At 59.1% G+C, this 23,766-nt stretch carries 22 protein-coding genes, 1 tRNA gene and 1 pseudogene; 8 read left to right on the plus strand and 16 right to left on the minus strand.

Annotation, left to right across the window (positions count from 1 at the left end; genetic code table 11):
- Positions 1-83 precede the first annotated feature (83 nt).
- The 4 genes from K6U75_15525 to K6U75_15540 all read right to left on the minus strand — a co-directional run bounded on the left by K6U75_15525 (position 84) and on the right by K6U75_15540 (position 4,309).
- Positions 84-1,313: a glycosyltransferase family 4 protein gene (locus tag K6U75_15525; GenBank protein MCL6476452.1), complete on the minus strand. Its 1,230-nt coding sequence runs from the start codon at positions 1,311-1,313 to the stop codon at positions 84-86.
- A gap of 21 nt (positions 1,314-1,334) precedes the next feature.
- Entirely contained in the window at positions 1,335-2,351 is a 1,017-nt protein-coding gene (locus tag K6U75_15530; GenBank protein ID MCL6476453.1) for an NAD(P)-dependent oxidoreductase, read from the minus strand.
- A gap of 70 nt (positions 2,352-2,421) precedes the next feature.
- A complete protein-coding gene (locus K6U75_15535; GenBank protein ID MCL6476454.1) occupies positions 2,422-3,231 on the minus strand; it encodes a sugar phosphate isomerase/epimerase in 810 nt (269 codons plus the stop codon).
- Positions 3,232-3,259: 28 nt separating this feature from the next.
- A complete protein-coding gene (locus tag K6U75_15540; protein ID MCL6476455.1) occupies positions 3,260-4,309 on the minus strand; it encodes a sugar-binding protein in 1,050 nt (349 codons plus the stop codon).
- Between the two features lie 271 nt (positions 4,310-4,580).
- On the opposite strand from K6U75_15540, the gene K6U75_15545 reads away from it, so the two are divergent.
- The 5 genes from K6U75_15545 to K6U75_15565 all read left to right on the plus strand — a co-directional run bounded on the left by K6U75_15545 (position 4,581) and on the right by K6U75_15565 (position 10,092).
- Complete coding sequence (locus K6U75_15545; GenBank protein ID MCL6476456.1) at positions 4,581-5,264, plus strand: hypothetical protein; 684 nt, start codon at positions 4,581-4,583, stop codon at positions 5,262-5,264.
- Positions 5,265-5,578: 314 nt separating this feature from the next.
- Positions 5,579-6,931 (plus strand): HD domain-containing protein, encoded by a 1,353-nt coding sequence (locus K6U75_15550; GenBank protein MCL6476457.1) that lies wholly within the window; start codon positions 5,579-5,581, stop codon positions 6,929-6,931.
- Complete coding sequence (locus tag K6U75_15555) at positions 6,928-7,620, plus strand: HD domain-containing protein (GenBank protein ID MCL6476458.1); 693 nt, start codon at positions 6,928-6,930, stop codon at positions 7,618-7,620. The genes K6U75_15550 and K6U75_15555 overlap by 4 nt, the downstream gene beginning before the upstream one ends.
- A complete protein-coding gene (locus K6U75_15560; protein MCL6476459.1) occupies positions 7,604-9,220 on the plus strand; it encodes a glycosyltransferase family 39 protein in 1,617 nt (538 codons plus the stop codon). Before K6U75_15555 ends, K6U75_15560 begins: the two co-directional genes overlap by 17 nt.
- Before the next feature lie 11 nt (positions 9,221-9,231).
- Complete coding sequence (locus K6U75_15565; protein ID MCL6476460.1) at positions 9,232-10,092, plus strand: TSUP family transporter; 861 nt, start codon at positions 9,232-9,234, stop codon at positions 10,090-10,092.
- On the opposite strand, the gene K6U75_15570 is transcribed toward K6U75_15565, so the two are convergent.
- The 3 genes and pseudogenes from K6U75_15570 to pcrA form a co-directional block, all read right to left on the minus strand.
- Complete coding sequence (locus K6U75_15570; GenBank protein ID MCL6476461.1) at positions 10,016-11,314, minus strand: GGDEF domain-containing protein; 1,299 nt, start codon at positions 11,312-11,314, stop codon at positions 10,016-10,018. The two genes, K6U75_15565 and K6U75_15570, sit on opposite strands and share 77 nt — an antisense overlap.
- A 114-nt stretch (positions 11,315-11,428) precedes the next feature.
- Positions 11,429-12,322 (minus strand): signal recognition particle-docking protein FtsY, encoded by an 894-nt coding sequence (gene ftsY / locus K6U75_15575; GenBank protein ID MCL6476462.1) that lies wholly within the window; start codon positions 12,320-12,322, stop codon positions 11,429-11,431.
- 14 nt (positions 12,323-12,336) lie between these two features.
- Positions 12,337-14,490: pseudogene (pcrA, locus tag K6U75_15580) on the minus strand (DNA helicase PcrA).
- A 306-nt stretch (positions 14,491-14,796) separates the two neighbouring features.
- On the opposite strand from pcrA, the gene K6U75_15585 reads away from it, so the two are divergent.
- Entirely contained in the window at positions 14,797-16,275 is a 1,479-nt protein-coding gene (locus tag K6U75_15585) for a rhamnulokinase (GenBank protein ID MCL6476463.1), read from the plus strand.
- Between the two features lie 5 nt (positions 16,276-16,280).
- Here K6U75_15585 and K6U75_15590 read toward each other — a convergent pair.
- Together K6U75_15590 and K6U75_15595 are read right to left on the minus strand one after the other, a co-directional pair.
- A tRNA-Ser gene (locus K6U75_15590) sits at positions 16,281-16,355 on the minus strand.
- A gap of 475 nt (positions 16,356-16,830) precedes the next feature.
- Complete coding sequence (locus K6U75_15595; protein MCL6476464.1) at positions 16,831-16,980, minus strand: hypothetical protein; 150 nt, start codon at positions 16,978-16,980, stop codon at positions 16,831-16,833.
- 24 nt (positions 16,981-17,004) lie between these two features.
- Between K6U75_15595 and K6U75_15600 the strand changes: the two genes are divergently transcribed.
- Entirely contained in the window at positions 17,005-17,145 is a 141-nt protein-coding gene (locus K6U75_15600; protein ID MCL6476465.1) for a hypothetical protein, read from the plus strand.
- Here the strand turns inward: K6U75_15600 and K6U75_15605 are convergent.
- From K6U75_15605 to K6U75_15630, 6 genes are all read right to left on the minus strand, one after another.
- On the minus strand, positions 17,138-17,395 hold the full coding sequence (locus K6U75_15605) for a hypothetical protein (protein ID MCL6476466.1): 258 nt from the start codon (positions 17,393-17,395) through the stop codon (positions 17,138-17,140). The genes K6U75_15600 and K6U75_15605 overlap by 8 nt on opposite strands.
- Complete coding sequence (locus K6U75_15610; GenBank protein MCL6476467.1) at positions 17,395-17,721, minus strand: hypothetical protein; 327 nt, start codon at positions 17,719-17,721, stop codon at positions 17,395-17,397. Before K6U75_15610 ends, K6U75_15605 begins: the two co-directional genes overlap by 1 nt.
- Before the next feature lie 45 nt (positions 17,722-17,766).
- The gene (locus K6U75_15615; protein MCL6476468.1) at positions 17,767-18,114 is read right to left on the minus strand and encodes a hypothetical protein; all 348 of its coding nucleotides are present in this window, start codon (positions 18,112-18,114) and stop codon (positions 17,767-17,769) included.
- A 66-nt stretch (positions 18,115-18,180) separates the two neighbouring features.
- Positions 18,181-19,107, minus strand: coding sequence for a reverse transcriptase-like protein (locus K6U75_15620; protein ID MCL6476469.1), 927 nt, complete (start codon positions 19,105-19,107; stop codon positions 18,181-18,183).
- A gap of 2 nt (positions 19,108-19,109) precedes the next feature.
- On the minus strand, positions 19,110-21,332 hold the full coding sequence (locus K6U75_15625) for an AAA family ATPase (protein MCL6476470.1): 2,223 nt from the start codon (positions 21,330-21,332) through the stop codon (positions 19,110-19,112).
- A complete protein-coding gene (locus K6U75_15630; protein ID MCL6476471.1) occupies positions 21,316-21,510 on the minus strand; it encodes a hypothetical protein in 195 nt (64 codons plus the stop codon). The genes K6U75_15625 and K6U75_15630 overlap by 17 nt, the downstream gene beginning before the upstream one ends.
- An 88-nt stretch (positions 21,511-21,598) precedes the next feature.
- On the opposite strand from K6U75_15630, the gene K6U75_15635 reads away from it, so the two are divergent.
- Positions 21,599-22,612: a hypothetical protein gene (locus tag K6U75_15635; GenBank protein MCL6476472.1), complete on the plus strand. Its 1,014-nt coding sequence runs from the start codon at positions 21,599-21,601 to the stop codon at positions 22,610-22,612.
- Between the two features lie 109 nt (positions 22,613-22,721).
- On the opposite strand, the gene K6U75_15640 is transcribed toward K6U75_15635, so the two are convergent.
- The gene (locus K6U75_15640) at positions 22,722-23,642 is read right to left on the minus strand and encodes a tyrosine-type recombinase/integrase (GenBank protein ID MCL6476473.1); all 921 of its coding nucleotides are present in this window, start codon (positions 23,640-23,642) and stop codon (positions 22,722-22,724) included.
- Positions 23,643-23,766: the final 124 nt, after the last annotated feature.

A 23,766-nucleotide genomic window follows, 5' to 3' on the forward strand; every position in this document is an offset into this window, starting at 1 on the left:
GATACCATCGAAGCGTTTGGATATGTGACATTTCAAACTGGGAATTAAATGTGACTCGCCATTGGTAACAACAGGGAAGCTGGCTACCAGTCGCTCCTTCGGTACTCGTTCCACACCTGACGGTACTGTTCGATGGTCTGTCGGGCGATGCGCTTCCAGTTGTACATGGTCTTCACGCGCCGGTATGCCTCTTTCACCATCTCCTGCGCGCGGTCGGGGTTTTGCAACACTTCGAGGATGCCCCACGCGAGGCTATCCGAGTTGTTCAGCCAGGTGACGATGCCCGTCACGTTGTGCTCGACCACCTCTTTCAGTCCGCCTGCGTCGGAGGCTACAACGGGAATACGCGCTGCCATCGCCTCTAACGCCACAATGCCAAACGGCTCGTACAGGCTGGGGAACACCGCGACGTCGGCGATGCGGTAGATGCGCAACAGCACATCGTCGGGCACGAAGCCCGTGAAATACACATGCGGGGCGATACCCAGCCAGTTCGCCAGCTGCACAAGGTGGTCGCGATATCCCCCGCCCACAATCAGCAGCTTCACTTTCGGATACACCACGCGCACTTTGGGCAACGCTTCCAGCAGGATATGCGCCCCTTTCTCGCGCACCATCCTGCCGACAAAGAAGAGAATCTTTTCGTCAGGGGCAGCGTAGTTGTGGCGGAAGGCTTGCCTCTCGGCTTCATCAAACTTGAACTCAAACTTGGTGGTGTCCACGCCGTTCGGAATCACCACAATCTTATCCGATGGTGTTTGCAGGGCAAATTCCACCTCGCCTTTCATATACCAGGAACAGCATATCACACGCCATGCCTCGTAGCTGAGCTGCCACTCCACGCTGGCGATATAGCGCTGCAGGTCGTTATGCAGTCCGTTATTCCTTCCGTACTCGGTGGCGTGGATGGTGGCGATGAGCGGCAGGCGATAGGCGTGCTTCAGGTAAGCACCACTGTAGTGCGCCAGCCAGTCGTGCGCATGCAAAAGCACTCCGTCAGCAAAGGGGCGCGCCTTGAAGGGCTTGTCCTCCTGCAGCCAGCTGTTCAACAGTTCCTCCGCTTTCGCCTGCATCGACCGGTTGAGCAGCTGAACCCAGTGCACAAAGTCGTTGGCGTGTTCGGTGACCGGCACCCGGTGCACGTGCAGCAGGTCATGTTGCCGTTCGTAGGCAGGCGCACCGGGGAACTCGGCGGTGATGACATGCACCTCTACGTCTTCTTCCGCCAGTGCGTGCCCCAGCTCGTACACATGCCGCGCGATGCCTCCGACTATCTTCGGAGGATATTCCCACGAGAGCATGATAATGCGCATTCTTTTCGTTGAACCTCCCGCTTAGAATCGTCCGTCCCTGACCTCATAGTGCGTGGGCTTGTTCAGGGTCGGAAGTCCCTGCATCACCCAGTGCGCCACCCACTGGATGACAGTATCTACCGTCACCGCTGGATAGCCGAACAGGCGGTGCGCTTTGCTCGCGTTGCTGAGAAGAGCGGTATCTGCCTCTGCCCCTTCAAAGCGCGGTTGCTTGCCCATCAAATCGCCCAGTCGCCCTGCCAGATAACGGATGGAGAGCGTTTCGGGACCGGTAGCGTTCAGCACCAGCGGCGGCGACTGCGCCAGCGACAGACACCGCAACGCCCACGCACAGGCGTCGCCCTGCCATACCACGTTCACACAGCCCATCGCCAGCGAAACAGGCTCGCCCGCCCATACCTTCTGCGCCACATCTAAAATGATGCCGTAGCGCAACTCCACCGCATAATTCAGGCGATAAATGACCGCCGGCGTGCCATAGCGTCCGGAAAAGTACTGGAACACCCGCTCTCTGCCCAGCGCAGATTGCGCATACTCGCCGATGGGTTCAGGAGGAGTCTCTTCGGTCGCGCCGCCACCTGTCACCGGCACCAGTGGGTACACGTTGCCGGTAGAAAATACCACGATTCGCGACTGGCGATACCGGCTCGCCACGTAAGCGGGCGCGACAGTGTTCATCGCCCACGTGAGCGGCTCCGCGCCGGTGGTACCGAACTTCATCCCCGCCATGAACACCACGTTGGGGGCATCGGGCAGTCGCTGCACCGCTTCCGCGTCCAGCAGGTCACAGGCGATGGTCTGTATCCCAGCCTGTTCCAGCTGGTTGCGCATCTCCGGTTGCGAAAAGCGGGCAACACCGATGACCCTCGCGGTATTGCCCGCCTCGTCCATCGCGCGACGCGCCATGCGTGCCAGCGTCGGGCCCATCTTTCCAGCCACACCCAGTACCAGCAGGTCGCCCTGTAACTCGCGGAAAAGCTGCACCACCTCCGGTGTGGGGCGAGAAAGACGTTCTTCCAGCTCGTCTATGCTGTGGATAGGCGGTTGCGACATGCTTGCTTTGCCTGCTATCGTGAGATTGCTCCTCCGTTTGCGATACGGTTCCTTCTTAACCTGCGTGCTCCTTCAGCCAGCCGTAGCACTTCGCATAGCCGACCCCACCTGCCGCCTCGGGACCTTCGTATTCCGCACAGTAAACGCCGCTGTAGCCAGCCTGTTTCAGGCAGTTCAGGGCGTACAGGAGGTCTATCTCGCCATCGCCCAGCGCCGCACCGCGATACTCTGCGAAACTGCCAAAGCCATCCTTGAAGTGCGTGTGCTTCACATACGGAGCCATCAGCTCGTAGATGCGTTTGCACACCTGCAGGTCGTGTCCGTACCAGCGGTAGTTCATCGTGTCCAGATTGGTGCCGATGAGCGGGTGGTTGACGCGCTGCAACAGCATATACAGGATGGTGTAGTCGTTGGTGATGTAACCGTGATTGTCGATTGCCAGCGCGACGCCCATCTTGTCCACGAAATCGAGACATCGCTGGAAGCATTCGGTCAGCGCGTCCAGCCACTTCTGGCGGGGAACGCTCTCTTTGGGCGCGCCGCCTTCACTGCGTACCACCGCCTCCTCGCTCAGGATGCGTGTGAGCCCACAGATACGCTTCATGCGCTCCACCTGATAGCGGATGGCTTCCTCGTCGGTTTGCAGGAAGTCGTTGCCCGCCGCCAGCGCGGATACCTTCAGCCCGTACGACTCCACCAGCTTGCGCACCCGCTCGGCGTTGGCTTCCGGGTTGTCGACGTCGGGTGTCCACACATCGTTGATTTGCAGCTCCACATATTGATAGCCCGTCTCCGCCGCGAATCGCAGAAACTCTTCGAACGAAAAGCCGGGCCAGTTATAGTGAATCACGCCGATTTTCGCCACTGTATTCCTCCTTCTGAGAATGGATGAGTTACTGTTTTGCCTCGATGCCCTGCGCTTCCTGTTTGCGCTGTTCGAACATCTTCTTGTAATCCTCCAGCGAGATGTAGCGCGAGGGGTCTTTGAACTTTGTTCTGTCCAGCACCACGATGTCCAGCCCCGAGTTCACGAAGCCTTTCTCATCCGCCTGCGGGATGCCTTTCCCCTGGGCGAGGTTATACAACATCTCCACGCTCTTCGCGCCCCAGTCGAACACCTTTTGCCCGATGCACACCTGCACATAGCCTTTCTCAATCCAGGTCCAGGGGTTACCCTCCAGCGGGTCTACCGCCACCACTTTGGTCACGCCTGGCTGGATACCGTTCAGCCCGGTTTTGGTGAACAGCGGCCATCCGCCTACCATCGCCCAGCCGGCAAGGTCGGGATGTTGCTGCATCACGCTGTTGATGAGCGACTCGGCGCGGGTGGCGTCGTCGTTGCAGTAGACGGTGGTCACGATACGGATGTCGGGGTATGCCTTCAGCGCGTCCTGCACGCCTTGAATGCGCATGGTGAGGTTCTGTGCTCCCTGCACGCCCGACAGGATAGCCACCTTGCCCTTGCCGTCGATGAGTTTCGCCAGCTCCTCGCCCATCGTTTTGCCCGCCTCATAGTCATCCATGCCGAAGAACGCCTGCCGTTTGCTCTTCGGCGAATCGCTATCCCACGTGACCACCGGAATACCCTGTTCCACCGCCCTGTCGATGACACGGCGCATAATCTCGGCGTTCACGCAGGAAACAGCGATGCCGTCCACCTTCTGGCGCACGTAGGTTTCGAAGATTTGCGCCTGCTTGGCTTCGTCGTTTGTTTCCGGGGCGTTCCAGTAGATTTCCACATTACCCAGTTTGGCGGCAGCACCCAGCGCGCCCATCTTGGCGTAGTTGAACACGGGGTTATCCAGTTGCTTGGGGATAATGGCGAACCGAAAAGTCCTCTGGGCGTTGCCGGTTTGTGTGGACGTCGCGGGCGAAGTGCTCTCTTTGCGGGAACACCCCACCATCACCACAGCCAGAATGAGTCCGAGTATGTAGCAGCGCATGTCGCACGCCTCCCTTCCATCCAACAACTTGCATCTGTACATTTTGCGCATCGAGCAGGGGCTTCCTGCTCGGCGGGAGAACATCTTCATACTTCCTTAAAGGGGATTTGTGCATCTCGCGAAAAAAACAGGCAGGAAAATACAACTGGTAACTTGAATAATCCGGTGCGGTAGTGTTACAATAAAACCACAAGTCCGGCAATATTGCGGTAGTGGTTTCCCGAAAGGGGATTGTGTGTTCGGGTAACACCTGCTTGAAGGAGGGGTTGGGTTGTCCCACCAGCCAACAGGTGAACTGGCAACTGCCAAAGGCACCATTGGGCAGGTACCTGCCGAGCAGATTGAGAAGGTCATTCGCCAGCTGCGCGATGTCCTCTCGGCTCGCGTGGTGGTGGACAAGCACGGAGCAATACAGGAGATCCACGCACTGGTCTCCGCGAATCGCTCACCCAAGCAGGTGGTACGTGATATCGAATCGGCTCTACTGGCATCGCATGGGATCGTCGTGGACCACCGCAAGATCAGTGTTGCTCAGATGCAGGGTGCCCTGCTGCGCTCTCTGCGAAATCGTCTCCGCATCGCAGATGTAGAACTCACCGTCAACGGTACAAAGGCGGAAGCCACCGTGCATCTGCAACGTGGCTCCGAAACCTTCATCGGACAGGCTGCCGGGCAGGGGAGCCAGTCCAATCAGCTGCGTTTAATCGCCAGCGCCACGGCGCGCGCTGTCGAACAAGCCTGCAATATGACCGACCAGATTGCCGTCGAGGACATCAACCCGAACGTGATGGTAGCGGGCAGGCAAATAGTAGTCGCCGTGGTGAACATGTTATCGCAATACGGCGAGGATATCCTCACCGGCTCGGCTCTGGTGCGCAACGATTTGAACCGTGCTGTTGTTAACGCCGTTTTGGACGCATTGAATCGCCGGACCGCAGCTCTCCAGGACGAGTAGCCTCCAGACAATCGCATAGAGCCTGTTGTAGCCAGCAGCGTGGCTCGGGCCAGGGTGGCACTGAAGCGGAGTGAGTGTCTGTTCGCTTAGCGGCGCGAACGGAACACTTGATGGAGGTTGCTCTCAGTTGAAGTACTGGTTGACCATGTTGTTGCTCCTGGTGGTGTGGGCTACCACCTATGGCGCAAAGCTGGAGATCTACCCGCCACCCAAACCACCACCGCCGCCATCGGCTACCTACTGACATGGACTGTGCCACCGCCCGCAGCTGCTGGCTACCACAGGCTCTGGCAGAGACGAAAAGGAGAAGGGTCATGCGGGACATCCCGCCCAGGTGGCGCGATTTTCTCATGCGTTACTACCATCACAGTATCATCCTGATAGCGGCGGGGTTAGCCATCGGCTTTATGCTCAGCACGCCGCCAGCGGAGTGGTTGCCATTTGGGGCAATTGCGATACTGCTCTTCGCCGTGGTGACCGAAATGCTGCCGGTTTCCCTGCTGCACGGCGGCACACAGGTCACTCTGGGCTTCCCGATTGTGTGTACCGTCATCGCTATGTACGGTACCGTGCCTGCCATGGCGGTGGACAGCCTGCCCACCCTGCTGGCTGGAGTGTTACTGAATCGCTCTTATCCCCTGCGTCATCGGCTGCGCTGGGGGCTGTTCAACGCTGCACAGTCCGCTATCAGCGCGGGTACCGCCGGAGTGGTATATTACAGCCTCAGCGCGAGTGCCGCCGCCCTTCTGACGGTGCAAACATTGCTGGCTCTGACCCTGGCAGCGGCAGTATATCTGGTGGTCAACGCTCTGCTGGTGTCGGTAGCCGGTGCGTTATATCACCGCGAACCGTTGCCGAACATCTGGCAGCACAGCCTGCGTATCGTGATGCCCACATACATCCTGGTGATGCCCCTGTCCATTTTGCTCATACTCCTACTACGCACCTACCACGTTGCAGGCTTTGCGCTGGTGGCAGTGCCCTTCCTTGCAGCGCGCGAGTGCTTCCGGCAGCGGATTCAGCAGATACGCAACTACCGCGAGACAATCCGTGCGCTGGGCTTGCTGGTACAGCATGCTCATCCCTACACTTCGGGACATCTGCAACGCGCTGGACGGATGGCTGTCAGCGTCGCTACCCGCCTGGGCGTTCCGGCTCGCCATATCGAGCTCTTGCCAGAGGCAGCTGTGTTGCACGACCTCGGCAAGGTAGGGGTCGACGAAGCGGTGCTGAATAAGCTCACCGCGCTGACCGATGCCGACTGGCAGATGATTCGCTCCCACCCTCTGAAAGGCGCAGAGGTCATCGGCGGTATCAAGCACATCGAACCGGTTGCGCTGTGGATTGCCCTGCACCACGAACGCCCCGACGGAAAAGGCTATCCTTTCGGTTTAAAGCTGGGCGAAATCCCCATCGAAGCGCAGATTATCGCTGTGGTGGATGCCTTCGATGCTATGGTAGGCGATAACGAAAAGGGAGAACAGCGTCCCTACCGCAAGCCCAAGACGGTGCCGGAAGCTATTGCCGAGCTGCAAAAAGGTGCGGGAACGCAGTTTCACCCTGAGGTGGTCAGGGCTTTTCTCGACGCGCTGGCAGCAGGAGACTTTGGCGTCGAGCACGCTGAACAAGCCATACTGGTGATGGCACAGAAGCAGGCGGTGGCATGAGCTTCACGACTTTCGTCTATATCGTGGTAATGGGTAGCGTCGCCTTCCTGTGCTACTATGCTTTGCTGTGGCTGCCCAGACAGATTCGCCGCGATTACCGTCAGGGCTTGCAGGCGCTGGCGAGAACGGTGGAGATACGAGAGCACGGTACCACCGGCATTGCGCGACTGCGAGCGCACTATGCTGTGGAGATCGCCCGACGCATGGGGTTGCCGGCGCGGGCAGTACAGGATGTGGAGTTCGCTGCACTGTTGCAGGAGATTGGCAAGGTGAGCATCCCCTACGCCATTCTGAACAAAGAGGAACCCCTCACCGCAGACGAGCAGGAGGTGCTGAAACTGCATAGCGTGCTGAGCCAGCGCATGGTGGAACAGGTGCCTTCGCTGGCGAGACTGGCATCATTCATCCGGCATCACCATGAGAACTGGGATGGCAGCGGCTACCCTGACGGGTTGCAAGGAGAGGAAATCCCTCTGGCTTCGCGAATCCTCCATATTGTGGGCGACTACGCGGAGGCTCTGCGCGGGAAAGACCTGGATAATGCGGAAATACGATGGCAGGCAGTGCAGCAGATAGAACACAGCAAGGGTATCCATTACGACCCGCGCGTCTTCGACGTGTTCCGCGCCATTGTTCAAGCGGAAACATTTAGGCAAACGAACCTTTTCTATCATGAACGGTGTGCCTGAACGCCCCTTCAGGGTGGTACTGCTGGGGATTCTGGCGGTAGCCTTTCTGCTTCGCGCAACGGGTATTCGCTGGGGAATACCTGATACTTTTCACTACTTCTCGTTCCACCCCGACGAGTGGGTCATCCTGGGCCACACGCTGGGGCTGAACTTTCCACAGGGACAATTTGACCCGCAGTTTTACAACTACGGCACAGTGTATCTGTATCTGCTGCATCTGGCTATTCTGATAGGCACGACCTACGGATGGCTGACCTTCCCCAACGACATTGCGCAGTATGAGGCTGTTGCAGGACTTTACCTGACCGGTCGGTGGTTGTCTGTAGTGGCGGGAGTGCTGACCTGCTGGCTGGCGTGGGAGATGGGAAAGCGGCTCTGTGGGTACCGGTGCGCCGCGGTAGCCTCTTTTCTGCTGGCAATAGTAGCCCTGCACACTCTGCACTGCCACTTCCTCACTACCGACGCCACCGCCACCCTGCTCACCACGGGCGCCCTGCTCGCTGCGCTGAACCTGTATGAAAACGGGGGAAGACGCGCACTGATAGTATCGTCGGTGCTGGTCGGGCTTGCCGCTGCCACCCGCTATAACACCGCGCTGGTGGGGATAGCTCCGTTGCTGGCGCTGTGGTTGCGTTCCAGAGAACATCGTGAGGCGTGGTTGGGAAGGGCGGTGTCTCTCGCGGTGTCCAGCGCGGTGGCTTTCCTGATTTTCTGCCCGGGCGTATGGCTGAACCCCGAAAAGTTCTGGAGCGACTTCGGATACGAGGCAAAGCACGTGCGGGAGGGGCACGGGCTGGTGTTCGTGAACACCGGACCGGGCTGGGTATACCACTACTGGACGAACCTGCGTTTTGGACTGGGACTGCCGCTCCTGCTGCTCAGTACGCTCAGCATGCTCATCGCCCCCCTCTCTCGCCGTCCAATGGTCATCATCTTGTGGGTGTTTGTGCTAGCGTACTATCTATTTCTGGGTTCGTTTGCGGTGCGGTTTGCGCGCTACCTGCTTCCCATCCTGCCTCCCTTACTGGTGCTGAACGCGTGGCTGGTCGCCGAGGGCTGGCGAAACACCCGGCAGATGGGCCGGGTGGTGGTAGCAGCGGTGACGGGAGCCATTGTCCTGTATACATTCCTCTGGGGCGCAGCGGTGGTGTTTACCCTGCTGCAGCCCGACCCGCGCCTGCAAGCACTGGAGTGGATACGGCAGAATCTTCCACAGGGCACACGCATTGGCTTTGCCACTATTCCCTGGTTCTACACGCCACCTCTCAGTCCATACTGGGGCGAGCTGCAGCCCTCGCGCAGGGCGGAGCGCGCCCGGGAGGTGCAGGAGTATCGCCTCCTCGTGCCTCGCCAGGAATGGGATAGGAACGTGCTCCGGCAGGCAGAGGCAGTGGTGCTGAGCCAGTTCGAAGTGGACGACGCGATACGGGTGCGCCACGCGCCTGCACTGGCGTTTCTGGATGAGCTGAACCGTTCCTTCCGTCGGGTGGCGCAGTTCGATACCACTTTTCGCGTCGGCGGCATCCGCTTTGGCAAGCGCAACGTACCACACGATATGCTGTATCCCTTCCCGCGTATCGAAGTATGGAGGAGAGAGTAGGGAGGCGTCGTTTGTCTCAACCGCGTTCCGACTGGTTGTTTCTGGTATTGCGTGGGCTCGTATTGCTGGTACTGGGCTGGGCGCTCGGCGCGCTGTACGGGCTGACCAGCCTCGGCTTTCTGGCGGTTTTCCTGCCCATCAGTGGGACATTACTGGGCTTTTCCCCGGAGCGAGCGACGGCGGCTGGCTGGATAACTACACTGTGCGCTTGCGTGGGCGCGCTGGTAACGTTTAGTCAGGAACTCTCCGTCCAGTCGCTGATTCTGGTTCTGTGGGGGGCCTATATCTTCGGGGGACTGGTGGGCAATGCGATATTCCCCCGTCGCTGGCGCATCTCCCTGCAGGCATATCTGCTCCTGCTGCTGATGGCAGTGGGGGCAGGAATGGCATGGCAAGCCCATCCTGCGCTCTCTGACGGGGTGTTCCGCGCAGTGGGGGCACGCATTACCCCTCCGCCACAAAGTGCATGGCTCGTTGTGTCTTTGAGCGGCGGGATGGCGGGATTACTGGGGGGCATGTCGGGTCTGGGTGGGGGATATGTTCTGGTACCTGCGCTGATATTTGCGGGTCTTGCGCCGCATAGCGTCCTGTGGCTTTCGCTGTGGCTGATGCTACCTCTGGCGATGATCAGCGGGGTTATCAGTATCCAGCGCAGCACGCTCTCGTGGTCGCAGGAAGGGTGGTTGGGAGCGGGGGCGCTTTTAGGTGGGGTGGCGGGCGCCAGCTGGGCGTTGAGTTTCAGCGCAGGCATGCTGGTGCTCTGTTTCGGCGTGGCGATGACGGCAATCGCGTTTGTCACTTGGCGGGTTGTGTCTCTGGTGGAGCGAGCGTCTTCGCCAGGGGACGATTCAACGCGTGGAGCAAGGCGTTGACCGCTGCGCGATACACATTGTCCCGTACCAGCGCAAAACCCGATAACAGCTGACTGCCCGTGGTGGTTTGCCATTCCACGACTGCCATCACCCCCTCGATTCTATCGCCTCTCTCCTGAATGTCTAAAGACACTCTGGAGACGTGCTCAATCTGGACAGTGCCCATGTTTGGCAGGAGAGCGGTAAGTGCCTCGCGTGCTGCTTGCACCATGAGCGATTCTGGAGGCTGTTTGGCGTCGCCTCGCGCCTGTCGCGAAACACGGGTGTTTCCCAGAGCCAGTTCCACACCGGCTTCCGCCTCTTTACCGTGCGCCACGTAGCTGATACCGGTCACCTGTATGCGCGGCTCTGGGCGTTCTTCCGCCTCCGCAGGAAACAGCGGCAGCTGTAGCGTCGCCAGAGTGCCCTTCCGCTGTTTCATCTGCAAGCATAATCGGCTGGCGCGCACGATAAGGTCATCTACCGTCGCCGCGTAGTGGACATCCTCGCGCTCGCGGGTGCGCCGTCCGCCGAACACACCGTACGATACCGAAATCGTCTCGCGCACGTGAGGTAACTGTATCTCTTCCACCCTTCGGGCGATGCGCGCAGCGAGCTGCTGCGCTTCGTCAAGCATGTACAGCGTTGCCACCGCGAACTCGTCGCCACCGTAACGGCATAGCACCGTTAGGTCGGGGTCCAGCTCGCGCTCGATAGTGCGTGCCACCTGTTCCAGCACGCGGTCACCCGTCACGTGGTCGTACTGCTTGTTGAACTGACCGAAGCGGTCGATATCGAAGAAGATGATGGAGATTTCGTGTCCGGTGCGCAGCTTGTCGATGCTCCACTCACGCAGCGCGTCCTGCCAGGGGAGTTTGGTCAACGGGTCGTATGAACGCGAAACCACCGGCAGGAGGTCCATCGCACGCACCATTCCCACCAGTGAATCGCTGACCACCACGATAACGTCCGTCCCTTTTTGTAGCAGATTCGCCGCAGCTTCCCGAATAGGCATCTCCGCATCCAGCACAAGTACGTCGGTCGCCATCACTTCCGACACGGGGACGGTCTCAGGAATGCCCAGCATTTGAACGGCCCTGACCACGCCCACCACCTGGTCTCCTTCCATGACAGGCAGCACGTCCACCTTATAACCGTGCATCAGCACCAGGGCGGTTTTTACCGTATGTGATGGGTTTACCCAAACTGGCGACGAATGAATCAAATCCTTGAGTTTTTTCATGACCGTCTGCGCTTTTCGGGATTGTCCGCCCCCATTATAAAACAGGCCGCGAAGCAGGGTAAACGGGAATTCTACCGGTTTTTGCTTTACTATCGGTCAAAAACGTTATTTCCGTCACTCTGTATTCAGCAGCGCAGAGACAAACTCTTCTGCGTCAAAATCTTCGATGTCCTCAGGCTTCTCTCCGACACCGACCAGCTTGATGGGCACCTTCAGCTCGTCGTGAATGGTGATGACCGCTCCGCCTCGCGCTGTGCCGTCCAGCTTTGCCAGCACGATGCCCGTCACTTTCACCGCCTGCAGGAACTCCTGCGCCTGGCGGATGGCGTTCTGCCCGGTGGTGGCATCCAGCACCAGTAACACCTCATCAGGGGCGCGCCCCAACGCCTTTTCGGTAACGCGGTATACCTTCTTCAACTCCTCCATGAGATTCGAGCGGGTGTGCAGGCGTCCGGCGGTATCTGCCAGCACGTAGTCCACACCGCGGCTGCGGGCGGCGGCGATGGCATCGTAAATCACGGCGGAGGGGTCTGCCCCCTCCCGATGCTTGATAAGCGTCGCGCCCACGCGCTGTGCCCACACTTCCAGCTGGTCGATGGCGGCGGCGCGGAAGGTATCACCCGCTGCCAGTATCACGCTCTTGCCCTGCTGCCGCAGGCGATACGCCAGCTTGGCGATAGAGGTGGTTTTGCCGACGCCGTTGACGCCCACGAACAGGTAAACCGTCGGCGGCTCGGAGGAGACGGTCAGGCGGGCGTTACCGTTGGATTGCAACGAAGCCAGCAGGCTTTGCTTCAGCACCGCCTTCACTTCGGAGGGTTCCTTCAGCCGCTGTTCGCGCACCGCCCGTCGCAGGTCATCCAGCACCTGCATGGTCGTATGCACGTTGATGTCGGCGGTCAGCAGCACCTCCTCCAGCTCCTCGAACAGCTCCTCGTCGACCTTACCACGCCCCGTCAGGAGCGTATCGACCTTCTGCAGGATGCCTTTGAATATTCCCAAACGCATAGACGTTGTTCACCTCAAGACAGTTTCTCTAATTTCGCCATCGATGCCAGCAGTTGTTTGATGCCCGCATTGGGGAAGACCACCGTCAACAGATGGTCGTCCTTTTGCGATTCGCACTTCATGATGACCCCCTCGCCGAACTTGTGATGTCGCACTCGCTGTCCTATCCGATAGGCTTCGGCAGGTTTTGGTGCGGCAGGGCGGGCAGACGGTGCGGACGGAAGCGGATGCGCCAATTCGGCAGGGCTCCAGTAGAGCTTTAGCCCCTCGGGGATGTCGTGCAGGAAGCGCGACTCAAACATGCTGTTGGTCGTGCCGAACACACTGCGCAGGCGGGCATGAAGGATATGCACCCGCTCCTTCGCACGGGTGATAGCCACGTAGCACAGGCGACGCTCCTCTTCCACGTTGGGGTCGTCGTTGATGGAGCGGATGTGCGGGAAAAGCCCCTCCTACATGCCCACCAGAAACACGACGGGGAACTCCAACCCCTTGGCGGCGTGCACCGTCATCAGCGTCACGCGGTCGCTGTCTTCCTGCAACGAGTCCACATCCGCCACCAGCGCGACGCCCTCCAGAAACCCTGCCAGGCCGCGTTCCGCCTCGGGGCTGGCGTCGAACTGCTGCGTGGCGGTGAGCAGCTCGCGCACGTTCTCCACGCGGGACTGCACTTCGGGGTCGCGCGGGTCGCCCAGACGCTGCAAGTAGTCGGTGCGCTTCAGCACCTCGTTCAGCAGGTCAGTGACGGACACTTTATCGCGCAGGGCACGCAGCTGCTGTATCAACTCGCGAAACTGAGACACCGCACCGTAGGCTCGCTGGGTCAGGCGGTTCGAAAGGCTGGGATGCTCGATAGCCTCCCACAGGCTGATTCCCTGCTCGGCAGCCAGCTGGCGGACGGCGTCGATGGTCTGCAGTCCGATGCCACGTGTTGGCACGTTGATGATGCGCAGCAGGCTCACATCGTCGCTGGGGGACTGGATGACCCGCAGGTAGGCGATGACGTCTTTGACCTCTTTGCGCTGGTAGAAGCGCACCCCGCCCACTATCTGGTAGGGGATGCGGTAGTTCAGGAAGACCTCTTCAAAGGTGCGCGACTGCGCGTTGGTGCGATACAACACCACGAAATCGCCGTACTTGCGCCCCAGCTGCTGCACGCTCAGCGCGATATGCTGCGCCACCACCATCGCTTCCTCTCGCTCATGTTGCACTTCGGTCACGGTGATGGGCAGTCCGTCGCGCCGTTCAGACCAGAGGCGTTTGGGCGCGCGGTGCAGGTTCTTCTCCACCACGTGGAAAGCGGCGTCCAGAATGGGCTGGGTGGAACGGTAGTTCTGCTCCAGCTTGACGATGTGCGCGTCGGGGAAGTCGCGCTCAAACGAAAGGATGATGCTCACGTCCGCCCCGCGCCACGAGTAGATGGACTGGTCATCATCGCCCACCACGCACAGGTTGCGGTGCAACGCGCTCAAGTGCTTCACGATGCGGTATTGCGCGCGGTTCACGTCCTGAAACTCATCCACCAGCACGTGCAGGAACCGTTTCTGGTACCGCTCCAGCACGTCGGGATGTTCCTCGAACAGCTGCACCGTCTTCATCAGCAGGTCGTCGAAGTCCAGTGCGTGGCATGCCTCCAGCCGCTCCTGATAGTGCGGATACACTCTGCCCACGATTTGGGTGAAGTAGTCTACGGGCGTATACAGGTGCGGTGGGATGAGTTTCTCCTTCGCGCGGCTGATGAAGTTCAGGATGGAACGGGGCGCGAAGCGCTTCTCGTCGATGTCCAGCAGGCGCAGCACCTCTTTGACCACGCTCAGCTGGTCGTCTTCATCGAACACCACGAACTCGGGGTCGATGCCGATAGTGCGTCCGCTTTCGCGCAGGATGCGGGCGCAGATGGCGTGGAACGTGCCCACCCACATCTGTTGCACTTGCGTCGAACCCACCAGCCGCTCGATGCGTTCGCGCATCTCGTTGGCGGCTTTGTTGGTGAAGGTCACCGCGAGGATGCGCCGGGGCGACACCCCTCTGGTGGAGATGAGGTGGGCGATGCGCATGGTCAACACGCGCGTTTTGCCGCTGCCCGCACCCGCAAAAATGAGAAGCGGTCCGTCGCCGTGCGTTACCGCTTCTCGCTGTGCCTCATTGAGCTTTGCCCATTCGTCCATCCCAGCCTTATTTTACGGGAAACAGCGAAAGGAATCAATGGGCGAGGGTTGAAGTGTTGTAGATGACGGTTTTTATCCATCGCAGCCATATCTCAAAGCCAATGTTGCCCGCTCAGTATCCGAAATGAGCGACATAACCCGCTGCTGCTTTCCCTTGCTGGTGACGAATTGCCGCGACGACATTTAGTTGGTTATCTGCAGGTAGGGCAGGGACGAGTATTACGGTATCCCCCCTTGCAGGATTCCCCGCCTGTTCCGCGAAGAGATTCCACGAACAGTCTGGTGGTAAGGAGGTCGCAAGAAGCCGTGTCGGCACAGGTTTACATCGCTTTCGATCTGGGCGCGGAGAGCGGACGCGCCGTCGCCGGGGTGTATGATGGGCATCGACTCGAACTGAAAACCCTGCACCGCTTCCCCAACACGCCCCTGCGCCTGCCCGATGCGCTCACGTGGAACGTGCTGCGCCAGTATGCGGAAATCCTGCAGGGTATCGAGCTGACCGTGAAGGAGTATGGCGATGCCGTGCGTTCGGTAGGAGTGGATACGTGGGGGGTGGACTTTGGGCTGCTGGACGCTCGCGGCACGCTGTTGACCAACCCGGTACACTACCGCGACCACCGCACGGACGGCATCATGGAGAGCCTGCAGTCGATGGTGGGGGCGGATACCATCTACGATGCCACAGGCATCCAGTTCATGCCCATCAACACGCTGTACCAGCTGGTAGCGGTGCAGCAACAGCATCCGGGGCTGCTGGAATTGGCGGACAGGATACTGATGATGCCCGACCTGTTCCACTACTGGCTGAGCGGGGCGAAGGTGAGCGAGCGCACCATTGCCAGCACGTCGCAGATGATGGACGCACGCACAGGCGAGTGGGCGATCGACCTGTTGCGACACGTAGGGTTACCCACGCACTTCCTGCCGGAGATTGTGCCGCCGGGCACGCGACTGGGCAAACTGCGCAAAGCGGTCGCGATGGAAACGGGCGCGACAGCCGTAGAGGTGGTGGCACCAGGCAGTCACGACACGGCTTCGGCGGTAGCTGCGGTTCCCGCTGCGTTGGGAAGCGATTTCGCCTACATCAGCAGCGGCACCTGGTCGCTGATGGGGGTGGAGCTGTCTGAGCCTCTGATTAACGCGCACACGCGCACGCTGAACTTCACCAACGAGGGCGGCGTCAACAATACCATCCGCTTCCTGCGAAACATCATGGGTCTGTGGCTGGTGCAGGAGTGTCGGCGTGCCTACGCCCGTGAAGGGCAGGACTATACCTACGAGCAGCTCACGCAGCTGGCGGCGGAGGCGCAACCCTTCCGCGTGGTGATTGACCCCGACGACCGCCGCTTCCTGAATCCGCCCAACATGCTGACCGCCATCTGCGAGTACTGCGAGGCAACCGGGCAACCCGCGCCGCAGACGCCGGGCGAGTTTGTGCGGTGCTGTTTGGAGAGCCTTGCGCTGCGCTATCGGTGGGTACTGGAGCAGCTGGAGAGCCTGCTGGGCAAGCGGCTGAGCGTCATCCACGTGGTGGGCGGTGGCACGCAGAACCGCCTGCTTTGCCAGTTCACCGCCGATGCCTGCAACCGTCCGGTGCTGGCGGGACCGGTGGAAGCCACTGCGGCAGGCAACGTGATGCTGCAGATGATGGCGATGGGCGAACTGAAGGGCATCACTGAGGGTCGTGAACTGATTCGCCGCTCCAGCGAGATTGTGGAGTACATGCCCACGGACACGCAGGCGTGGGATGCGGCATACGAGCGGTTTCTGGGGCTGCTGGAATAGCAAAATGGGGCGGCTGATGGGATTCGAACCCACGACCTCCTGAGCCACAGTCAGCTTCGTGCAGGCTGTCGCCCAATCGCTAAATGTGCCACCCTGTATGCCTGCAACACACAACATGTTGTGTTCCCGTTTGTGTTTGTGTCTGACAGTTTCTTGGGAACAGGCGTTCGGCAGAGGGGTTGACTCGCAGGCGGTAACGTGGTATGCTGTTCCTGCGTTCAGCACCCCAGTCTGCTGGACGCCACGCCTGCGGGTGACCAAGACACCGCGCAGGCACTTCTACCTTCATCTTAGCACCCTACGCAAAAGATGTCAAGCAGTTTCCACACAGACGTCTTACTTCGCTTCTGGGAATGTGCTAAGGTTTCTCGGTGTGCAGTCTCGGAAGGCGACAAAAGCGACACATATATATATGTCGCCTTGAGGTGTGCAGGCTTCCAGAAAGCCCATACAGCGCGTTTTCACGTGAAGGGTTAGGGATGTCCACCCATGCGCTTTTCGCGTCTGTAGGGGCTTCCTGAGGGCATAGAATCGTGTTCTACGCGCCTTGCAGGACTACCGGTGAACCTCCAAAGCTCGCCGACATGCCTCACGCGCACGCGCCAGCCACCGCTGGCTAAGCCCCAGTTTGCGCCGTGCTTCTTCTGCGGAATACCCTTCGCGTATAAGCGTCAGCCATGCCAGCCCATACGGCAACGACCTCAAGGCAGTCTCCAGTGACGCAACCGCTTGACACCTGCACAGCAGGAGTGGCTGAACCTTCTCAAAGACTGTCCTTCGGTAGAGGTGTACCTGTGGACGCCAGAGGACTGGGACGAGATTGAACGGGTGTTGAGACGGGAAATGGCACAAATGGCACAACCTATATAGGGGGCAGGCTAAGAGCCTGCCGGATTGCCCGTTGTACCTTCTTCACCCACCACCAGTTCTTGCCCAGCATCTTGCCTGCCTGCAGAGGTTTGTAGCCCTGCTCCACCAGCTCAAGCCACTGCAGGGCATCGGGAATCTGGGAAAGTGCGCGTTCCAAGCATGTGCCACGTATGCGTGCTACCCATGCCCCACGCTTCTGCAGGTAGCGCACAATCGCCGTAGCGTGTAAGGTGTGCTGGTGCATTCGCATTACCAGTCATACTCCGCCTGCGGATGGGCAACGTCCACTTCAGTCCGCTCCGTAAACCCCTCCGACTTGCCCCACGTCTTCAGCACGAAGATGATGGCAGTCTTGTCGCCCTGTAGCACCATCTGCGCCAGTCTGGACATCGCTTCGCCCACCAGCTGCGCCCTGCCTTCCTCCAACGCCTCCCGAAGCTGCTTGCTTCGGGAAATCCGCCGGTGCAACGACTCGCGACGCATCCCCAGCGCAGATGCTGCTGCCGTCACGTTACCGTAGGTTTCCAGCAACACCTGCGCCACCCGCGCAGTAGGAACCCGCGTACCCTGTTTCATCGGTCACACCTCCTTTTTTTAGGCGTCCCATTTTGTAACATTCCCTCAGAACAGCCTGCCCTGCGCAGGGTCTTCCCTGTGCCACTGGTTCAGGGGCAGTGCCACCTGCACGCCGTAACCCCTGTCCAGACGCACACCATGCGTCCAGAACCGAGACAGGCTCGCCGTGTAGGTCTGCCCTGTGTCGGTGTCCACCACCTGCACCAGTGTCGCGCCCTGCCGTTCCGCTTCGCGCAGGATGTTCTCCTCAAAGGCCCAGGCAGGCGGTCGGCGTAACTGGTGTTTGCTTGCCTGTACCACACGGTGCAGGATGCCGTCCAGTACCACGCACCCGCTGGCTTTTCCCGTGCTGGTTCGCAGGTGGACAGGTCGGCGTTCGCGAATCTGCGCCATAGGTAGTAACTCCTTTCTGTGTTGTTTGGGGGCAGGCTCCGCTGCGCTTCGCCTGCCCCCCGCTTTTTAGTCCTCGCTCAGGAACGGGTCATCTTCGAGTTGTTCGCGCTGGCGTTCCTCGCGGGCGCGGCGGTTCATCTCTTCGGTGCTCAGCGTTCGGCGGCGCAGAGGCAAGATGTCGGTGACGCGGTTAAACTCGCGCCCGTCGCCCGATTGCTTCACCTCCACTACCGCCTTCGCTTCCTTGCCAATCAGCGCGTCGAAGTCGATGGTGTCGCCCTGTCGGAAGGGTGCGCCGTTGAACGCGCCTGCCCATTTGACGGCTTTGCTGGTAACGCTGGTGCTGGAGTTCGCCCAGGCGGTCAACGGGACTGCTGGCAGGTCAGGGTCGGTGGTTTCCATCTGGAAGCGAATCTGCTTGCCGAACTGACCTTGCACTTCCTCTACGTCCACGAGTTTGACGCGGTAGGCGTCTGGTTCCAGCAGGGTGTGTTCCGTGACGGTGATTTTCATGCTGTGTACCTCCTTTGCTTGTGTTGTGTGCTCAGCGTTGCTGTCTATGTCAACCGCCTCAAGGGCGGGTGTTGCCGTTCGCTTGCGGTGTCGGTTGAGTGCCGTTTTGGCTAAGGCGTGCGCAGGGTTGTGTTCACTGCGGATGTGCTCCACGTGCACCACGCGAAAACGCAAAGACAGGTCGGTTACCTGCGCGTGCAGTTCCCGCAGATGCTCTGCCGTCACCGAGTAGATTCCGAGTACTTGCCTGTGCAGGAGTTCGGAATCGGTGTAGAGGGTGACTTCGGTTGCGCCGATGCGCAGGCACTCCTGCAGGGCGCGAAGCACGGCAAGGTATTCTGCCTCGTTCGCGCTGTGTACGGGTTCAGGAATCACCGCCCCGAAACTGCGCAGGCGTTGCATCTTCGGGGTGAACAGCACCACGCCGATTGCCCCTGTGCCAGCCTGAAAACTGCCATCACTGAAAGCCAGAACGTGCACTGTCAGCCTCCCCAGTTAATGTCGTCCTCTTCAGCGTCAAACAGTTTGGAACCACTGCTTCTTTCTCTGCTATAACTCTCTCTTTCAGTACTTGTGTTGTGTTGTGTGTTGTGTGTTGTGTGTGGAGAGTGTGTATGTGCGTAATCAGTGTAATCAACCGTAGACAGTGTAGACGGTGTAGACAGTGTAGTCTGTGTAGACTGCGTAGTCTGTGTATTGTGTGCAGAGTGTGTTTGTGCGTAATCAGTGTAATCAGCGTAATCAGCGTACTCAGTGTAATCAGTGTAATCAAGGGTGGATTGAGTACGTTGAGTACGTTGAGTACGTGATTCTGAAGAATCTGTTTTTGCCTGTTCCTTTGCCAGCCAGTACCTACCGCGTGCGTCTTTGTGCACGGCGCCGCTTGCGTGCATCCTGCGCAGAAGGACGCGGGTTGTGTGGTAGTTCTTCTCCAGTTCGTCGGCGATCTCGCGAGGTGAAAGCGGTTCAGGGCTGTTGCGCAGGAGGGCGAGAATCTGCTTGCGTGCCTCGCTCATCTCTACTTCCTTTGCGTCGCCCTCGATGTACCACTTGCCGCCTGAGAAGGTCAGGGCGAGTTCTCCTTCGCGCTCCACGTCGCGCCCGCCGACGTACAGCGTGCCTGTTGATTCAGCGCGTCCACGCCTCAAAATGAGGAACGAATCGGCTGCACCCGTGACGCCTGTTGTGCCCTGTGCGGTGTCCACCACGTCGGAACCGTCGCCCTTTCGCGCGTGCACCACGCCGATTATGGTAATGCCTTCGCTGTCGGCAAGAGTTTTGAGCGCAGAGAAGGTCTGGTAATCGTGCGTGTAGGCATCATCTCCGCGTTTGCGCTGGGGCAAGATTCGCGCCAGCACGTCAATCACCACCACTTCTGCTTGGGTGTCGCGAATGAGCTGGCGCAGTTCGTCAAGCCCGCCTCTGTCCAGCGGGGAAAGTTCGGTGACAATTTGGAACCCGTCAGGGTCAGGGTCAATACCTAAAAGCCTGATTCTGCTCTGCAACCTTCTTAGCCCGTCTTCCAGGGCGCAGTAGAGCACGCGCTTTTTGGGCAGAGGTTGCTCTAAGCCGAAGGCGTATGTGCCGCTGGAGAGGGCGCAGGCTAACAGCAGGCAGAACCACGATTTGCCGATTTTGCCCTTGCCAATCAGCAGGGTCAACCCGCCTTCGGGCAGGATGTCTGGCACGAGGTAGCGCAGAGGCGGAAACTCTCGCGCCAGCAGTTCTCTTGCGCTTATAGCGCGACGTGGTGCGGGTTGCGGCGGAATCGGCTCTTTGTGCCCGTTGCGTCCCGAAAGTCCATACTGCTCGGCAAGTGCCCGTGCCGCCGCGCTGTAGTCGCCTGCGTGTTCCAGCAGGGTGAAAACGGCGAAGGGTGTGTAGGTGCGTCCTGCGTCGAAGGGTGGCGCGTTTGTGGTGAAGACGTGCAGGAATCGTTCCTGCTCGTTCCAGCTGGCAGACACTCCACTGGGTTTACCTGGTCGGGTGAGGTGTACCCAGTGCTCCTTTCGCGCTGCAGTACGCCAGCCGTGACGCTGGAGAATCTCCAGTACGTCGCCCTGCTGGTTGTAGACGTCGCCTGCCCGCTGGGCGTCGCCTTCCACCTTGAGGCGCGGCGCAGGAGCAGATTCAGGCTTTCTGTCTATGCAACGGGCGAGGCTGAGCAGGTCTTCTACCGTTTCTGCGGAAAGCTGAGGCGTGCTGGTGAGGTCATGCCGAATCCACACATAGGGTTTGCCGTCTGGGTGCACTTCGGCAGGCGAGGGGGGTACGATGGCGTATGCGCCTTCACCGCGAATCTCAATCAGCGTCTGCCCGTTTTCATCACGGGCAAGCACGGTGGTAGGCAACGGTTCTCTGGTGCGGAAGTATAGGTGTCGCCCGCCTGAAGGCGTTGCGGCGCAGGGCAGAGGGTAGGTGATGGCTGCGAGGTGGTGTTCTACGATGGCATCGCTGAAAGCATACCAGGCATCTTCGGAGTCGAAGTCCAATACGGCCAGATTCCCGCTGATGCTTCCTGCTACCACTGCCAGCCCGACGGGTTCGGTGTGGAACCACTCCTGCAGTTCGCGCTGGGTTGGGTGACGCTGTTGCAGTTCCTTCCAGGCAGAAAGTGCAGGCTTTTTGGAACCGTCAGCGCGGATGGGCAGGAGGCTGAAGCCTGCGTTCAGGTAGGCGAGTGCGGCATCAAGGACAGTGCTCATCTTCTTCGCCCTCCTGTTGTGATTCGTCCAGCGATTCCCTCCTGTTCTGATTCTGCGCCCTGCGCACTTCACGCAACATCCCGCGAATCGCTGCTTCCAGCAGGGCAGGTTGGTCTACCCATACAATGGGTTCCCATTCGCCTTCCTGCACAACAAATATGCCCAGCGCGGTTTTCATAGCGAGTGTCAACCCCCTTGTTTTCTGCTTTCAATTCCACTATACTTAAATGAAAGAATGGATTTTTTGATGAATAGGGAGGTTACGCATGACACAGAGAGATTTGCTTGACGCGATGAGTAAACGCACAGGCGTTCCATGCGACAGACTGAAGCAATCTTTGCCCCCTGACTGGCTGAAGAAGGCTTGCAATGCGGTAGAAGCTGTCGGAGCGGACTACGGAGATTTATTGCCCGCCGGGGATTACGCAGAGCTGGGTGACTTCTTGGAGGCAACGCTAAGATTGATTCTGCCTGAACATTCGTCCACCCAGAAACCGAAGCGCTTACCTGAACAAGACGGCGAACCAGCAGATGTTCACATAATGGAGGTCTGGCATTACCTGCCAGAGTGTGTGCAGAAAGAGATGCTAGCGCACATGCAAACGGTACTGCGCTTGTTCGCGCAAGGATTTACAGCACCGTTTAAAAACGAAGAAGAGGCGAAAAAGCAACTGCTGCCATTGTACCCTTACCGTTTTCGGTACCCGCTGCTGGCTGATTCTGAAAACAGAGAGAATGAGCTTTTTGTACGTTTTGGGAATGAAGTATGGCGGGTTTACCTTGAAAAGCCGTTACGCGAATTGAGTGAGTGGTGGTTACCTGTCAGGCTGGCAAACGCTGCGTGGATTAATGTTCCAGATGCTACCGCTTTTTTGTTATACCGCTACCAGCCCCCATACCCTTCAGCCGTTGCGACCTTTGACACGGAAACAAGAGCCTTTGTCAGCCTTACCTTGCCTTCGTGGTTTTCTCATGAGGCAGTGCGTGCTGTTTGGAAAGCTGTTCACGTGAATCTGCATCAGTCTTGTGCCACCCATTATGTAGCCCATGCGGTGCGGGATTTCTTGCCGTCAGGAGGAATACTAAGGGGTGAACAGTGGAAACAGTTCTGGAACAGCGTTGCTCCTGAACAATGGAGATTCAGCAGTGTGCAAGCCTCAGCGAATGCTCTGCTACGCGCTAAACGCAAGACGCTCTCTCTTGATGACGTGGTTGACAAATCTGTAGACTGGCGTCTTGATGATTCTGTAGAGGATGATTCTCCACATGTTTTCGCTTAGAATGTTTCACTTGTTTTGCCGGGCTTCCACAGTAAGGCGATTAGTGTGGAAGCCCCTTGGGTTTGTGGTGTAGGGGGCAGGGGCTGGCGCCCCTGCCCCCCTGCCCGTTTCACCGCTTTTGTTTCCTGAGTGTTTTGAGCGGTGAATGTTCCTCGTGCGCCCGTTTGAGGTCTTCCTGTACCAGCGCGAGGTACTGCTGGAGTACCCTGTAATCGCTGTGCCCCATGAGCAGGCGCAGGTGTTCCAGGTCAATGCCGTTGCGCAAGCTCCAGGTTGCGAAGGTGCGCCGTAGCTGGTGTGCGCCCAGTTTCAATCCTGCACGCCTGCCTGCCCTTCGTACGACTTCTTGGATGCCGTAGAGGGTTAACGCGCCGTACTGTCCATACCACAGCGGGGAATCTCCTGCAGGGTGGAACGGGCACGCTTTCAGGTAGCGCTGAATGGCAAGCCTTACCTCTGCGCTGAGCACCACCACGCGCTGTTTTCCGCCCTTGCCCCGTATAACCAGCATGCCCTGCAAGACGTCGCCAGCGTGCAGGGAATGCGCCTCGTGGATGCGCAAGCCTGTGTCCAGCAGGAGCAGAATCAGCGCCCTGTCGCGGAGGCGCAGCCAGTGTTTGCCTTCGCAGGCTGTGAGGAGGTTCTGCACCTGTTCGGGCGTGAGGGCTGGTTTCAGCACCTGTTCCCGCTTGGGCGGTCTGACCTGTTGCATGGGTGAGCGGTCAATCAGCCCTTCTCTAGCGCACCATGAGAAGAAGGCAGAGAGGGCGCGGTAGTCGGCGTGCAGGGTTGCTGGTTTGACGCCTGCCTGCGCTCTGCGGGCGAGGTAGTGCCTGATGGTGAGGGCGTCTACCTGTTCTAAGGGCCGGTTCACGTGCTGGTCAAAGAGGCGAAGCCGTTCTCGGTAGAAGCTAATGGTTTTTGGAGCGAGGTTTCGCGCTTGGGCGTCCTCTAGGAAGAGTTGAACGCTGAGTTGAAAACTGTTTGGGTAGGCGTCATGATTTGCAATCAGGAGTTCGTGCTGTTTCATGCTTGTGTCTCCTTTGTCTCGGAAACACAAGATGTTGTGGAGACATCGGGTAAAAAGCAGCACATATAGCAAAATGGGGCGGCTGATGGGATTCGAACCCACGACCTCCTGAGCCACAGTCAGG

This window comes from Bacillota bacterium (assembly GCA_023511455.1).
GTDB lineage: Bacteria > Armatimonadota > HRBIN16 > HRBIN16 > HRBIN16 > HRBIN16.